The organism is Aromatoleum diolicum (assembly GCF_012910955.1).
GTDB lineage: Bacteria > Pseudomonadota > Gammaproteobacteria > Burkholderiales > Rhodocyclaceae > Aromatoleum > Aromatoleum diolicum.
The window spans coordinates 21,563-35,379 of sequence record NZ_WTVQ01000019.1; the positions used below are offsets into that span (position 1 = coordinate 21,563).

At 69.2% G+C, this 13,817-nt stretch carries 12 protein-coding genes; 10 read left to right on the forward strand and 2 right to left on the reverse strand.

Annotated features, from left to right (window positions below; translation table 11 throughout):
• The first annotated feature begins 15 nt into the window (after positions 1-15).
• The 8 genes from GPA25_RS12490 to GPA25_RS12525 all read left to right on the forward strand — a co-directional run bounded on the left by GPA25_RS12490 (position 16) and on the right by GPA25_RS12525 (position 8,439).
• Positions 16-1,242 (forward strand): glycosyltransferase family protein, encoded by a 1,227-nt coding sequence (locus GPA25_RS12490; protein WP_169260730.1) that lies wholly within the window; start codon positions 16-18, stop codon positions 1,240-1,242.
• Positions 1,235-2,041 carry a polysaccharide deacetylase family protein gene (locus GPA25_RS12495; protein ID WP_169260731.1) on the forward strand — a complete coding sequence of 269 codons (807 nt, stop codon included), beginning with the start codon at positions 1,235-1,237 and terminating at the stop codon, positions 2,039-2,041. The genes GPA25_RS12490 and GPA25_RS12495 overlap by 8 nt, the downstream gene beginning before the upstream one ends.
• The gene (locus tag GPA25_RS12500) at positions 2,042-3,544 is read left to right on the forward strand and encodes an alginate export family protein (RefSeq protein WP_169260732.1); all 1,503 of its coding nucleotides are present in this window, start codon (positions 2,042-2,044) and stop codon (positions 3,542-3,544) included.
• A 129-nt stretch (positions 3,545-3,673) separates the two neighbouring features.
• The gene (locus GPA25_RS12505; protein ID WP_169260733.1) at positions 3,674-4,183 is read left to right on the forward strand and encodes a pyridoxamine 5'-phosphate oxidase family protein; all 510 of its coding nucleotides are present in this window, start codon (positions 3,674-3,676) and stop codon (positions 4,181-4,183) included.
• Positions 4,180-5,556 carry a GAF domain-containing protein gene (locus GPA25_RS12510; RefSeq protein ID WP_246265649.1) on the forward strand — a complete coding sequence of 459 codons (1,377 nt, stop codon included), beginning with the start codon at positions 4,180-4,182 and terminating at the stop codon, positions 5,554-5,556. The genes GPA25_RS12505 and GPA25_RS12510 overlap by 4 nt, the downstream gene beginning before the upstream one ends.
• 226 nt (positions 5,557-5,782) lie before the next feature.
• Positions 5,783-6,748, forward strand: a complete 966-nt coding sequence (locus tag GPA25_RS12515) for a thiamine pyrophosphate-dependent dehydrogenase E1 component subunit alpha (RefSeq protein WP_169260734.1) — start codon at positions 5,783-5,785, stop codon at positions 6,746-6,748.
• A 13-nt stretch (positions 6,749-6,761) separates the two neighbouring features.
• A complete protein-coding gene (locus tag GPA25_RS12520; protein ID WP_169260735.1) occupies positions 6,762-7,781 on the forward strand; it encodes an alpha-ketoacid dehydrogenase subunit beta in 1,020 nt (339 codons plus the stop codon).
• Positions 7,782-7,908: 127 nt separating this feature from the next.
• On the forward strand, positions 7,909-8,439 hold the full coding sequence (locus tag GPA25_RS12525) for a superoxide dismutase family protein (RefSeq protein ID WP_169260736.1): 531 nt from the start codon (positions 7,909-7,911) through the stop codon (positions 8,437-8,439).
• A gap of 46 nt (positions 8,440-8,485) precedes the next feature.
• Here GPA25_RS12525 and GPA25_RS12530 read toward each other — a convergent pair whose 3' ends face one another.
• Positions 8,486-9,007 (reverse strand): Lrp/AsnC family transcriptional regulator, encoded by a 522-nt coding sequence (locus tag GPA25_RS12530; protein WP_169260737.1) that lies wholly within the window; start codon positions 9,005-9,007, stop codon positions 8,486-8,488.
• A 119-nt stretch (positions 9,008-9,126) separates the two neighbouring features.
• On the opposite strand from GPA25_RS12530, the gene ipdC reads away from it, so the two are divergent.
• Complete coding sequence (gene ipdC, locus GPA25_RS12535) at positions 9,127-10,746, forward strand: indolepyruvate/phenylpyruvate decarboxylase (RefSeq protein ID WP_169260738.1); 1,620 nt, start codon at positions 9,127-9,129, stop codon at positions 10,744-10,746.
• A 41-nt stretch (positions 10,747-10,787) separates the two neighbouring features.
• On the opposite strand, the gene GPA25_RS12540 is transcribed toward ipdC, so the two are convergent.
• On the reverse strand, positions 10,788-12,386 hold the full coding sequence (locus GPA25_RS12540) for an MFS transporter (protein WP_169260739.1): 1,599 nt from the start codon (positions 12,384-12,386) through the stop codon (positions 10,788-10,790).
• Positions 12,387-12,723: 337 nt separating this feature from the next.
• Between GPA25_RS12540 and GPA25_RS12545 the strand changes: the two genes are divergently transcribed.
• Positions 12,724-13,647, forward strand: a complete 924-nt coding sequence (locus GPA25_RS12545; protein WP_169260740.1) for a DUF808 domain-containing protein — start codon at positions 12,724-12,726, stop codon at positions 13,645-13,647.
• Positions 13,648-13,817: the final 170 nt, after the last annotated feature.

The window sequence follows — 13,817 nt, forward strand, 5'->3', positions numbered from 1 at the left end:
GTCAAGGAGCCTGCCATGAAAACGCCCGCGATCGATGAACCCGCCAGCCGGCCCGCGTGCCCGCTGCTGCTGTTCTACTGCCAGCATTCGCTCGGCATCGGCCACCTGACGCGCTCCTTTGCGCTGGCGCGGGCACTGGCGGAGCGTTTCCGCGTGCTCTTCCTCAACGGCGGCCCGGTGCCGCCGGGCGTGCCGATCCCGCGCGAGATAGAGATCATCGACCTGCCGCCGCTGGGCATGGACGACGGCCACAACGTGGTCAGCCGCGACGCCGGCCACAGCGTCGCGGCCGCCCGCGCGCGCCGCCGCCGCATCATCGACGACGCGGTTGCCGCGCGACGGCCGGCGATCGTGCTGGTGGAGCTGTTCCCCTTCGGCCGCAAGAAGTTCGCCGGCGAAATCCTCGCGCTGATCCGTGCCGCCCGCCGCCAGCCAGGCAGCCCGGCACGCGTCGTGTGCAGCCTGCGCGACATCCTCGTCGATGCGCGGCGCGACCAGCAGCATCACGACGACCGCGCGCGCTGGCTCGCGAACCGTTACTTCGACGCGATACTGGTGCATGCCGACCCGAATTTCGCGCGCATCGAAGAGAGCTTCCGCCCCAGCAAACCGCTCACGGTCCCGGTGCATTACACCGGCTACGTCGTGCCGGCCCGCGACGCCGCGGCTGCCCTTCCGCGCGGCGATCGCATCCTGGTGTCGGCCGGCGGCGGCATCGTCGGCTACCCGCTGTTCGCCGCCGCGCTCGACGCCCAGGCGCGGCTGTGGCCGACGCTCGGCCTGCCGATGCGCATCGTCGCCGGCCCTTTCCTGCCGGAAGACGAATGGTCCGCCCTGCAGCGTGCGGCCGCCGGCCGGGCAGGCGTGGAACTGGTCCGCCACGTTCCCGACATGGTCGCCGAGATGCGCCGCGCGCGGCTGTCGGTGAGCCAGTTCGGCTACAACACCGCGCTCGACATCGTGGTCGCCGGGGTTCCGGCGCTAGTCGTGCCCTACGCCGCCACGGGCGAAAACGAACAGGGCCGGCGCGCCGCAGCGCTCGCCGCGCTGGGCGCGGTGTGCCATCTGCCCGCCGCCGGGCTCGATGGCGCGCGCCTCGCCGACGGCATCGCCGCCGCACTGCGCTTCACGCCGACCCCGGCCGCGCTGTCGCTCGCCGGCGCCGAAACCAGCGCGGCCCTGCTCGCGGCGATGCTGCCCGCGCCGCGCCCGGCGACCACCGGGGAGCTTCAGCATGCCTGACTGGTGCGCACCGATTCGCGCCGCGCTGGCGCAACGATTGACGCCCTGCACGGTGTTTTTCCGCGATGACGACGCCGGCTGGGGCGACCCGCAACTCTTCGCACTGCTCGACTGCTTCGCCCGTGCCGCGGTGCCGCTGGATCTGGCGGTGATCCCGGCGGCGCTGTCGCCCGGGCTCACCCGTCGGCTGCTGCAACGCATGCAGGCGGGCGATCCGGTGGGGGTGCATCAGCATGGCTACGCCCACGTCAACCATGAAAGTGCGGGGCGCAAGTGCGAGTTCGGCGCGGCGCGCGACCGCATCGCCCAGCATGTCGACCTCAAGGCCGGCCGCGCGATCATGGAGGTCGCCTTCGGCCTGTTCGCGGACCCGATTTTCACGCCGCCGTGGAATCGCTGCAGTGTGGACACCGCCGCCTGCCTCGAGGCCCTCGGCTACCGGGCGCTGTCGCGCGACGTGACGGCGGCGCCCTTCGACCGGCCCGCCCTCGTCGAGCTGCCGGTGGCGGTGGACTGGTGCAAGCTGCGCCCCCCCGGCAGTCCGCCGCAGGCACTGGCCGAACGCATCGCGGCGTGCCTTGTTTCCTCTTCCCGTGTCGGCATAATGCTGCATCATGCCGTCATGGACGAAACCGATCTTGGGCTGCTCGACGTGCTGCTGAAGGCACTGCGCGATCACCCCGGGGCACGCTGCGTGCCGATGCGCGCGCTGCTGCCCGCGAATGATCCCGGTGACGAGTCCGCCATCGCACCGGGCGCGCACTTCAGCCCGGCCCTGTCCTACGCCGGGAATGCCTGAATGCCATCATTGCGCGGCCGCCTCTGCAGCTCACTCCTGAATGCCCTCACGATCGCGGCGCTGGCCCTGTCGGCCGCTGCCCCCGCCACGGCGGCCGAAGCGCCCCCCGCGCCCGACGCCGAACAAGCCACGCGCCGTTCCGCCTCCGATCTCGCCCGACGTCCCGACGAGCGCCGTCCGGAAGGCGGATACACCACCGAACTCTTCGGCCAGACGGTGCGCTTTGGCGGCGAGCACGAAATCACCCACGAGACGCGGCGCAATTTCGATTTCGACCGCGATCGCCGGCGCGACCGTGCGAGTCTCGACCAGGAACTCAAGCTCGAAGCGAGTTTCTCGCCGACGCCCGACACGTCGGTGTTCCTGCAAATCGTCGGCCTCAGCGAGGTGGACACCTGGCGCCAGAGCGGCAAGCACGAAAGCTTCGGCGCGCTCGAACGCGGCCAGAGCTGGGTGTTCGTCGCCCAGCCGGGCGGTTTGCCGCTCGACCTGCAGGCCGGGCGCATCGGCCTGATCGAGTCGCGCAGCTGGTGGTGGGATGACGACCTCGACGCGCTGCGCCTGTATTTCGGGCAATCCGGCAACTGGCTGGTCGAAACCGGCATCGGCCAGCAACTCATGCCGGTGTCCACCGAAGAACGCGGCATCGACCCGGAAGAGGAACGGCTCGCGCGCTGGTTCGGCCGCGCGGCGTGGAACTGGCGCAAGCGGCACAATCTGGAAGCCTACTGGCTGCTCGCGCGCGACCACTCCGGCCGCCCGGCGCAGGGCCGCATCCTGCGCGAACGGCGCGCCGACGCGTCCGACGCCGACCTCGACTGGTTCGGCCTGCGCGCAATCGGCGAGGAACGCAGCGACGGCGGCCACCGCTTCGGCTACTGGGTGGATCTCGCGCGCGTGCACGGGACCGAATGGCGCAGCGATTTCGACGAGGTGAACAGCAAACAGGTGCTCGTGGACCGCAACCGGCGCCAGCGCGTCGCCGGCAGCGCCTGGGATGCCGGCGTGCGCTGGTCGCTGCCCGGCAAGGCGCGCCCGACGCTGTGGCTGGGCTGGGCCAGCGGCTCCGGTGACGGCGATCCCGACGACGATGTCGACCATGCCTTCCGCCAGACCGGCCTGCACGAGAACAAGGCGCGCTTCGGCGGCGTCAAGCGCTTCCGCTACTACGGCGAATTGTTTCGCCCCGAACTGTCCAACTTGACCGTTGGCTCGCTCGGCCTGAGCCTGCGATTCCTCGAGAACAGCTCGGTGGACCTGGTGCTGCACGATTATCGCCAGCGCCGCGCCAGCAGCCGCCTCGCCGACAGCCGGCTCGACCGCGACCCGACCGGCGCCAGCCGCGATCTCGGCCGCGAAATCGACCTCTTCGTCGCGTTCCGCGAATCCCCGCGCCTGGAATTCACCACCACCCTCGCGGCCTTCCGCGCCGGCAACGCCTTCGGCTCGCAAGAGGGCAGGATCGCCCGTTTCATCGAATTCGGCATGACCTACAACTTCTGAACGTGCCGCCGGCAGGCGAGCGCCGCCAGCGGCACGATCTATACTGATCTGGAGCGCCGGGGGAGTGGCCGGCGCCCGTCGTTCGTGTCGCCACGGGCGATCTGCGGTTCCAATCGTTGATGCGTTGCGATGTCCGACCCGTCCAGTTCCGTTTCCGGCGCACTGATCGACGCCGAGCTCGCGGCCTTCCTTGCGACGGCCGGCGTGTCAATCAGCGTCGGCTCGCGCAATGCCGGGCATCTGCCGAACCTCACGCGCGCCGTCGGCTGCCGCATCGCCGACGATCGCTCGCGCGTCAGCGTGTTCGTCGTCGCCGAACAGTCGCGCGAGCTGCTCGACGACATCCGCGCGAATCGTCACGTCGCGGTCGTTTTCAGCGAGCCGCACAGCCACCGCACCGTCCAGTTGAAGGGCGGCGACGCCCTCATCGAGTCGCTCGCCGCCGGCGACAGGCAGATCATCGCGCGCTACCGCGACGCCTTCACCGCCGAGCTCGGCGCGCTCGGCTACAGCGGCCTGTTCGTGCAGACGCTGATCGACAGCAGTGCCGGCGAGCTCGTCGCGCTGAGCTTCACGCCGAACGCGGCCTTCTCGCAGACCCCCGGACCCAAGGCCGGCGCGCCGTTGGGGGGTGCATGATGAGGCCGCGGCTCGACGCGATCCGCGAATGTCTCGAAGGCGCGGTGCCCGGCATCATGGCCACCTGTTCGGCCGACGGCATGCCCAACGTCGCCTACCTGTCGCAGACCGAGTACGTCGACGGCCACCACGTCGCGCTGTCCTGGCAGTTCTTCAACACCACGCGGCGCAACATCCTCGAGAACCCCAACGCACGCCTGATCGTCACGCACCCGCGCACCGCCGAGCGCTACCGCCTGCAGCTGCGTTACCTGCGCACCGAAACCGCGGGGCCGCTGTTCGAACGCATGAAGGCGCGGCTCGCCGGCATCGCCTCGCATACCGGCATGAGTGGCGTGTTCCGCCTGCTCGGTTCGGACATCTACCGCGTCGTCGACGTCGAACGCGTGCCCGGCCCGGCGCTCGCCCCGCCGCCGCCGCGCGCGAGCCTGCTTGCCGCGCTGCGCTCGACCGCCGCACGCATCGCCTGCTGCCGCGAACTCGATACGCTGCTCACCGAAACGCTCGCCAGCCTCGAGACGCACTTCGACATCCGCCACACGATGGTGCTGCTGCTCGACGGTTCCGCCACGCGCCTGTACACGATCGCCAGCCGCGGCTACGAACACTCCGGCGTCGGCTCCGAGATCCCGCTGGGGCAGGGCGTGATCGGCGTCGCCGCGCGCGAGGCGACCCCGATCCGCATCGGATACATGACGCTCGAGTACGCCTACGGCCGCGCGATCCGCGCCGCGACCGAGGAAAGCGGCCTCGCCGACGCGCTCGAAACCGAGATTCCGCTGCCGGGCCTCGCCGAATCCCGCAGCCAGCTCGCGGTGCCGATCCGCGCCTGCGGCCGCCTGCTCGGCGTGCTCTACGTCGAAAGCCCGCAGGAGCTGCGCTTCGGCTACGACGACGAGGACGCGCTCGTCGCGCTCGCCGGCCAGCTCGGCGCCGCGATGCTGTCGCTGCAACAGGCGAGCGAACTCAACGAGGAGGCGATCGCTCCCGAGCCGCAGGCCCGCCCGGTCGACGGTTCGCCGCTCGTCGTGCGCCACTACGCCGAGGACGACAGCATCTTTCTCGACGACGACTACCTGATCAAGGGCGTCGCCGGCTCGATCTTCTGGGCGCTGGTGCGCGACCATGCGGAAGCGGGGCGCAGCACCTTCAGCAATCGCGAACTGCGGCTCGATCCGCGCATCCGCCTGCCCGACGTCAGCGACAACCTCGAAGCGCGCCTGATCCTGCTGCGCCGCCGACTCAACGAGCGCGATGCCTGCGTGCGCCTCGAAAAAGCCGGACGCGGCCGCCTGCTGCTGACGACGCGCCGTCCGCTGACGCTCGTCGAGGTGGGCGCAGGCGGTCCGCGCCCGACGCCGGCCTGCGGTTAGCACGACGATGACGCGCCAGGGACGGCGCGCGCCCCTCCCGGCCCGGTTTTCCTAAATCTTTGCTCAGCAAATCCTAAGAGTCGCTTAAGCCGCCGCGCGCGGTGCGCCGGACGCCTCTTGCTGACCTAGAGTGCCTCCACGCGTTGCCCGCCGCCTCGATTCCCGTCGGCCGGCACGCCGCTCCCGGCCACTTTCGGGACATCCATTCAACACATGGAGGCGACTCATGCGACAAGCCGAACACGACCCGTCCCCGCTGGCGATGCTGGAGACCATGATGCTGATCCGTGCCTACGAGGAGGCCGTCGCGGGCATTGCCGCCGGCGGCACTGCGCCCGGCACCTGTACCTCGGTCGGGCAGGAGGCCGCGGCGGTCGGCGTCCTGCGGGCGCTCGCGCGACGCGACCAGATCCTCACCAACCATCGCAGCGCCGGCCACCTGCTGGCGCGCGGCGCCGACCCCGGGCGCCTGATCGCCGAGGTGCTGGGCAAGCGCACCGGCTACTGCAAGGGCAAGAGCGGCTCGCTGCACATCTCGGCGGCCGAACTCGGCGTCGTGCTGACCTCGACCATCGTCGGCGGCGAACTCTCGCTCGCCACCGGCGTCGCGCTGTCGCGCACGATGAAGCCCGGTGACGACGGCGTCGTCGCGACCTTCTTCGGCGACGGCGCGGCCTGCGAAGGCGTGTTCCACGAATCGCTGAACCTCGCCGCGATGTGGTCGCTGCCGATCCTCTACGTGTGCGAGAACAACCAGTGGCAGGCCTTCGTGCATCGGCGCGAGACGATGCCGGTCGAGCACGTGCGAACCTGGGCCGCGGCGCACGGCATCGAGGCGCACACTGTCGATGGCAACGACGTCGAGGTGGTACACGCCGCCGCCAGCGCCGCCGTCGCCCGCATCCGCGCAACGCGCAAGCCGGTGTTCCTCGAAGCGCTGACCTACCGTACGCGCGGCCACTACGAGCCCGATGACCAGGCCTACGTCGACCCGGCCGAACTCGCCGCATGGCGCGCGCGCGACCCGATCGAGCTCCTCGCGCAGCGCCTGCGCGCCGACGGGCGCCTCGACGACGCCGGCTTCGCACGCATCTCGCTGCGCACGCACGCCGCGATCGACGAAGCCGTCGCCTTCGCCAAGGCCTCGCCCTTCCCCGAACTGTCCGAACTCGTCACCGACGTCTACGCATAAGGAGATCCCCGTCATGTCCGTGATTACCGTCAATGAAGCGATCTCGCAGGCGCTCGCCGAGGAAATGCGCCGCGATCCCGCCGTGCTGATGTTCGGCGAAGGCGTCGCGACCAAGCGCGCCAATCTTGTCGCCGAGTTCGGCGCCGCGCGCGTGCGCAACACCCCGCTCGCCGAAGGCATCATCGCCGGCACCGCGGTCGGCGCCGCGGCGACCGGCCTGCGCCCGATCGTCGACCTGCTGTTCGCGCCCTTCCTGTGCTTCGCGATGGACGAGATCGTCAACAGCGCCGGCAAGCTGCGCTACCTCTCCGGCGGCCAGTTCAAGTTCCCGATGGTCGTGATGGCGATGAGCGGCGCCGGCTGGACGGTCGGCGCGCAGCACAACCACAACCTCGAAGCCTGGTTCGTGCACAGCCCCGGCCTCAAGGTCGTGATGCCATCCTCCGCCGCCGACTTCAAGGGCCTGCTGAAGGCCGCGATCCGCGACGACAACCCGGTGCTGTTCTTCATGGATCTCGCGCTCGGCTACCAGGCGGGCGAAGTCCCGGCGGGCGAAGTGCTCGTGCCGCTCGGCCGCGCGGCGACGCTGCGCGAAGGCCGCGACGTGAGCCTGATCAGCTACGCGAAGACCGTCCACCACTGCGTCGCCGCCGCCGAAACCCTCGCCGCGCGCGGCATCTCGGCCGAAGTCATCGACCTGCGCTCGCTGAAACCGCTCGACGAGGCCGCGATCCTCGCCTCCGCGCGCAAGACCGGCCGCGTCGTCGTCGTGCACGAGGCGAGCCGTCTGTGCGGCGTCGGCGCGGAAATCGCCGCGTTCGTCGGCGAACACGCGTTCGGCGCCCTGAAGGCGCCGGTGCGCCGCCTCACCGGCCCCGACGCTCCCGCACCCGCGTCGTGGCCCCTCGAGCAGGCCTTCGTGCCACAGGCCGACGCGATCGCCGCCGCCGCCCTGGAACTCGTCGCCGCGCGCCGCAGCGCCGGGCCCTCGCCGCGGCCATCGACGGAAGGCGCCGTATCCATGCAGGCTTGACCTTTCCACGGGGGGGCTGACCAAGTCCGCTTTCATTCGCGGCACTTGTCAGCCATGATGAATTTGCAGCCGGCCGGCACCGCGGCTGGCCGCGTGACATCCTCCATTCAAGAAAGGAACGCACACAATGACGATTCGACCCCTCATCCCGACATTGCTCGCCTCCCTGCTGCTTGCCGGATGCGGCAGCCTGGGGGTTAACGGCCCCACCAAAGTCGAGATCACGCTCGCCCCGACCCAGGGCAGCAAGGTCAGCGGCCAGGTGCAACTGACCGAAGTTGACGGTGGCGTGCTCGTCGATGCGAACGTAAGCGGCCTGGCGCCGGGCGGTCACGGCTTTCACGTGCATGAAAAAGGGGACTGCTCCGCACCCGACGGAACCAGCGCCGGCGGACACTTCAATCCGACCGGCAAAGCGCACGGCCACCCCGACAAGGCCGACCACCATCTGGGCGACCTGCCGATGCTGGTTGCCGATGCCAATGGCGACGCCAAGCTCCGCACCATCGTCAATGGCCTCACGATCGTCGGCAAAGGCGACAACAAGATCGTCGGCCGGAGCCTGATCGTGCACGCCGCAGCGGACGATTTCGCCACCCAGCCCACCGGCAACTCCGGCGCACGGCTGGCATGCGGGGTGATCAGCTCGGCCATGTAAGACGCGCGAACGCCGGCGCGATGTGCCGATCCCGCGCCGGCGGCCGCTAACTGTCCGAGTATTGCACCCGCTGCAGGGGCTGGGACGCGCGGCTGACGTGCTCGAGCGGCAGCACGTTGGTGTGCTTGACGCGCTTCAGCGCGATGTTGGTCTTGATGTGCGCGAGACCCGGCAGACGCAGGATGCGCTTCATCATCAGCTCGGAAAACGCCGCGAGATCCGGTGCGACGATGCGCAACACATAGTCCGCATCGCCGCTGACCGAAAAGCACTCGACCACATCGGGCAGCGCCGCCACGGCGCGCTCGAACGCGTCGCTCGACGTTTCCCCGTGCCGCTCCAGAATCACCTGCGCGAACGCCGAGACGCCGAGCCCGATCGCTGCCGGGTCGAGCAGCGCCGCATAACCGGAAATGATGCCGCTCTGCTCCAGGCGATTGACCCGGCGGCTGATCTGCGAGGACGACAGATGGACTTCCTCGCTCAACGCGCTGTTCGTGGCGTTGCCTCGGCGCTGCAGGGCGGCGAGGATCTGCAGGTCGAATTTGTCGATGACGATTTGATGCATGGTAATCGGTTTTTACGCGTGAAAAGTGCAAACAAGCGCCAATTATGCGCGCATAACGAACACATATTGCATCGGGTGAGCACGATAATCTTATCCATTGTCGAGTCGAGGAGCACCCCGTGAATCTGGTCGAATCCCTGCTGCACGCACTGAAGGCGCACGGCGCCCGCGAAATCTTCGGACTGCCCGGCGACTTCGCGCTACCGTATTTCCGCATCATCGAAGAGTCGGCCATCCTGCCGCTGTACACGCTGTCGCACGAACCCGCGATCGGCTTTGCCGCGGATGCGACCGCGCGGGTCAGCTGCGGGCTGGGGGTCGCCGCGGTCACCTACGGCGCCGGCGCGCTCAACATGGTCAACGCGGTCGCGGCGGCCTACGCGGAGAAATCGCCGGTGGTGATCCTGTCCGGCGGGCCGGGCAAGCGCGAGGCGAGTTCCGGGCTGCTGCTGCACCACCAGGCGAAGACGCTCGACTCGCAACTGGAGATCTACCGCGAGATCACCTGCGACCAGGTGCGGCTCGACGACGCCGCGCGCGCGCCGGCCGACATCGCGCGCGTGCTGGCGAGCTGCCTGCGCAATTCCGAGCCGGTGTATATCGAAATCCCGCGCGACATGGTGCGCGAACCGTGCGCGCCGGTCGTGGCGGAGGCCCCGCGCCCGCTCGACCGCGAGGCGCTCGATGCCTGTGTCGACGAGATCCTCGCGCGCCTGGATGTCGCGAAGCATCCGGTGCTGATGGCCGGCGTCGAAGTGCGGCGCTACAAGCTCGAAGACAAGGTCGCCGAACTGTCGCGCCGCCTGGGCCTGCCCGTCGTCACCAGTTTCATGGGCCGCGGCCTGCTCACCGACGCCGATGCGCCGCTCGTCGGCACCTACATGGGCGTGGCCGGACTGCCCGAAGTGACGCAGCTGGTCGAGGGCTCCGACGGCCTGTTCCTGCTCGGCGAGATCATCTCCGACACCAATTTCGCGGTGTCGGAGAGCCGTATCGACCTGCGCAAGACCATCCAGGCGCACAACGGCCAGGTGACCCTCGGCTACCACATCTACCCGAGCATTCCGCTGGCCGCGCTGGTGGATGAGATGCTCGACCGCGTCGGCAGCAGCAACAAGACCTTCGCCGTCACACCCCATGACTATCCGAAGGGCCTCGAAGCCGACGACGCCAGCATCACGCCGACCGATATCGCGAAAGCCGTGAACGACCTCTTTGCCGAGCACGGCCGGCTGCCGATCGCCTCCGACATGGGCGACTGCCTGTTCACTGCGATGGAGATCGAACAGACGGCACTGGTCGCCCCCGGCTATTACGCGACCATGGGCTTCGGCGTACCCGCCGGCCTGGGGGTGCAGGCGACCAGCGGGCAGCGCCCGCTGATCCTGGTCGGCGACGGCGCGTTCCAGATGACCGGCTGGGAGCTGGGCAACTGTAAACGCTACGGCTGGGATCCGATCGTGCTGCTGTTCAACAACGCCAGCTGGGAAATGCTGCGCACGTTCCAGCCCGAATCGTCGTTCAATGACCTGGGCCACTGGGGTTTCGCCGAGATGGCCGGGCCCCTCGGCGGCGATGGCGTCCGGGTGTCGACGCGCGCCGAACTGCAGGCCGCGCTCGCCAAGGCCATCGCGACGCGCGGGCGCTTCCAGCTGATCGAAGTGACGATTCCGCGTGGCGTATTGTCGGACACCCTCGCGCGCTTCGTCGCCGGCGTGAAGCGGCTGTCGACCAAATAGTCCGAGCCGCCGCTGACGTGACGCCGACCCCCGGCGCCGCGTCAGCTGACCGGTTCGCCCACGTAGCGTCGGATTTGCGGCGGCTCGGTGCCCACGTGAAACGCCATCCGCCGCTCGCGCAGCCCGACGTCGGCGGCGGTGAAGCGTTCCATGCGCCGCTGGTGTTCGATCCAGTTCTCGTCGAGGAAATACTCGATGTAGCGCTCCGGCCGCGTCGTGTCGCGGAACAGGCCCCAGGACATCGCCCCCTGGCGCAGCCGCGCGCGGCGCGTGTCCTGCATCACCGTGTTGAAGTCCGCCGCCCGCGCGGGGTCGATCAGGTACTCGATGGTCACCATCACCGGCCCCTCGTCGGGCCGGATCTCGATCTCCGGCGGCGGCATCCGCCCCGTGACGGCGGCGGGGCTGTGATCCTCGTCGGTCGCCCCCACCGCGACGCGGCGGTGCGTCATCAGCAGCACGATCGGCCCGACCACCGAGGCCACCATGATGCTCACCGTCACCGTCGTCAGGTTCGCGACATAGCCCCACAGCGCGGCGCCGGCGGCGCTGCCGCCCATCAGCGCCATCTGGTAGATCGACATGCCGCGCGCGCGCACCCAGTTCGGCAGCCCCATCTGGGCGGCGACGGTCAGCGAGTTGGCGGTGGCGATCCACGCCATGCCCGCGATGAACATCGCCGGGAGCGCCAGCCACAGCGTCGGCACCAGCACCACCGCCGCCGCGCACGCGGCATGCACGATGGTGCCCCAGCGCACGAATTCCTCGCGCCCGAGCCGCTGGCGCAGATGCGGCAGCAGCAGCGCCGCGACGATCGCCCCGCCGCCCATCGCGGCCATCAGCGCGGTATAGGTGCCGGCCTTGCCACTGTGCACGTCGCGCGCCACCAGCGGCAACAGCGCGCTCAGCGAAGTCGATTGCAGGAAGAACAGGAAGATGCGCACCAGCACTGCACGCATCGGCGGCGACTGCACCACATGCTGCAGCCCGACCCGCATCGCGGCGACGAAGCGCTCGCCCGGCAGCGTGCTGACCCGCGGTTCGGAGCGCCAGCGCAGGATCAGCGCGAAGGCGACCACGGCGAGGATCGCATTGAGCAGGAACACGTAGGGGCTGCCGGCGCTCGCCAGCAAGGCGCCGGCGACCACCGGCCCGATCACGCGCGACATGTTCATCGCGATGCCGTTCAGCGCCAGCGCCGCCGGCAGTTCGCTGCGCGGCACGATGTCGGGGATGATCGCCGCGAACACCGGCCAGCGCATCGCCATGCCGATGCCGTTGGCGAACGTCAGCGCCAGCAGCAGCGGCGCGGTCAGCGCGTCGGCGAGCGCCAGCCCCCCGAGCACCAGCGCGACCAGCGCCACCCACAGCTGCGTCGCGGCGAAGTAGCGCCGACGATCGATGATGTCGGCGAGCGCGCCGCTCGGCAGGCCGAGCACGAACACCGGCAGCGTCGACGCCGCCTGCACCATCGCGACCATGAAGGCGCTGTCGGTCAGCGAGGTCATCAGCCACGCCGAGGTGACCTCGTTCATCCACATCGTCACGTTCGCCGCCAGCCAGGCGAGCCACAACATGCGGAACACCGGCCCGCGAAGCGGCGCGAGCGCCGAGGGGGTTTCGCTGAAATCTGTGTGCACGTTCGTTTCTACATGAGCGGTGGGCGAGTCGCGCGACGCGTTCAATATGGCCTGCGGTGGCGCGATGTGCCATGAGTGTAGGGCCAAAAGCGCTCGCCCGGTGCGACGGCAAGTCGCCCGGTGCCGCGCCCTGGAACCGCGCACCGAACTGGCGGCCCGCGCGTGGCAGGCAATCACCATGGTCTCCATGTCATGCGTTTTAAATCGGCGGGCGCGGGCTTCGGTTATATTTTGTCCTGCACCTTGCGGTAGCTGGCGGAGCCGCTGCAGAAATTCATCGCTCGGTCAGTGTCGGCCGAGGAAATCTTCGTATTTTCGGGACTTGAAAGGATCATTTATGGCTGGAGCCAGCCTGCTTGCGTTAATTGATGACATTGCGACCGTGCTGGACGACGTCGCGGTGATGACCAAGGTCGCTGCCAAGAAGACCGCCGGCGTACTCGGCGACGATCTCGCGCTGAATGCCCAGCAGGTGGCCGGGGTGCGAGCCGAGCGCGAGTTGCCGGTGGTGTGGGCGGTGGCGGTCGGCTCGATCAAGAACAAGGCGATCCTGGTCCCGGCGGCGCTGCTGATCAGCGCCTTCCTGCCCTGGGCGGTGACGCCGCTGCTGATGCTCGGCGGCCTCTACCTGTGTTTCGAGGGCGTCGAGAAGCTCGCCCACAAGTGGCTGCACAGCGCCGCCGAGGATGCCGCACACCAGGCCGAGGAACTGGCCGCGGTCGACAATCCCGCGGTTGACCTGGTCGCCTTCGAGGCCGACAAGATCAAGGGTGCGATCCGTACCGATTTCGTGCTCTCGGCAGAAATCATCGTCATTGCCCTGGGCACCGTCACCGGCCAGCCCTTCAGTTCGCAAGTCGCGGTGCTGGTGGGCATCTCGCTGGTGATCACCGTGGGCGTCTACGGCCTCGTCGCCGGCATCGTCAAGATGGATGATGTCGGCGCCTGGCTGCTGCGGAAAGGCCATGCCACCGCCCGCCTCATCGGCCAGGGCCTGCTGCTCGCCGCCCCCCGCTTGATGAAGGCGCTGAGCGTGATCGGCACGGCGGCGATGTTCCTGGTCGGCGGCGGCATCCTGAGCCACGGCATCCCGCCCGTCCATCACGGCATCGAACTCCTTGCCGCGCAGGCCGCGCCAGTGGGCGGTTTTGTCGCGATGGCGCTGGACGCGGTGGTCGGCATCATCGGCGGGGCACTGGCGCTGCTAGCGGTGACTCTTGCCGGCAAGCTCGCCGGCCGTGCCAAGGGCGCCAGGGCATAGCAAGGCGCTGCGTCTGTCGGAATAATGCCTCTGTTTCGGTCTCTGGCGGGGCGCCGTGGTCCTCGGCGGCTTCCTGATCCAGCCGGATTCGCCAAGGACCAGATGCAGACCCGACAACAAAAAAGCCAACCCGCAGGGGTTGGCTTTTTGCTTCCAGCTCAAGGGCCTGG

Coding starts and splice junctions, on each gene's coding strand:
- GPA25_RS12490 (WP_169260730.1), top strand. CDS start 16: ATGAAAACGCCCGCGATCGATGAACCCGCCAGCCGGCCCGCGTGCCCG.
- GPA25_RS12495 (WP_169260731.1), top strand. CDS start 1,235: ATGCCTGACTGGTGCGCACCGATTCGCGCCGCGCTGGCGCAACGATTG.
- GPA25_RS12500 (WP_169260732.1), top strand. CDS start 2,042: ATGCCATCATTGCGCGGCCGCCTCTGCAGCTCACTCCTGAATGCCCTC.
- GPA25_RS12505 (WP_169260733.1), top strand. CDS start 3,674: ATGTCCGACCCGTCCAGTTCCGTTTCCGGCGCACTGATCGACGCCGAG.
- GPA25_RS12510 (WP_246265649.1), top strand. CDS start 4,180: ATGATGAGGCCGCGGCTCGACGCGATCCGCGAATGTCTCGAAGGCGCG.
- GPA25_RS12515 (WP_169260734.1), top strand. CDS start 5,783: ATGCGACAAGCCGAACACGACCCGTCCCCGCTGGCGATGCTGGAGACC.
- GPA25_RS12520 (WP_169260735.1), top strand. CDS start 6,762: ATGTCCGTGATTACCGTCAATGAAGCGATCTCGCAGGCGCTCGCCGAG.
- GPA25_RS12525 (WP_169260736.1), top strand. CDS start 7,909: ATGACGATTCGACCCCTCATCCCGACATTGCTCGCCTCCCTGCTGCTT.
- GPA25_RS12530 (WP_169260737.1), bottom strand. CDS start 9,007: ATGCATCAAATCGTCATCGACAAATTCGACCTGCAGATCCTCGCCGCC.
- GPA25_RS12545 (WP_169260740.1), top strand. CDS start 12,724: ATGGCTGGAGCCAGCCTGCTTGCGTTAATTGATGACATTGCGACCGTG.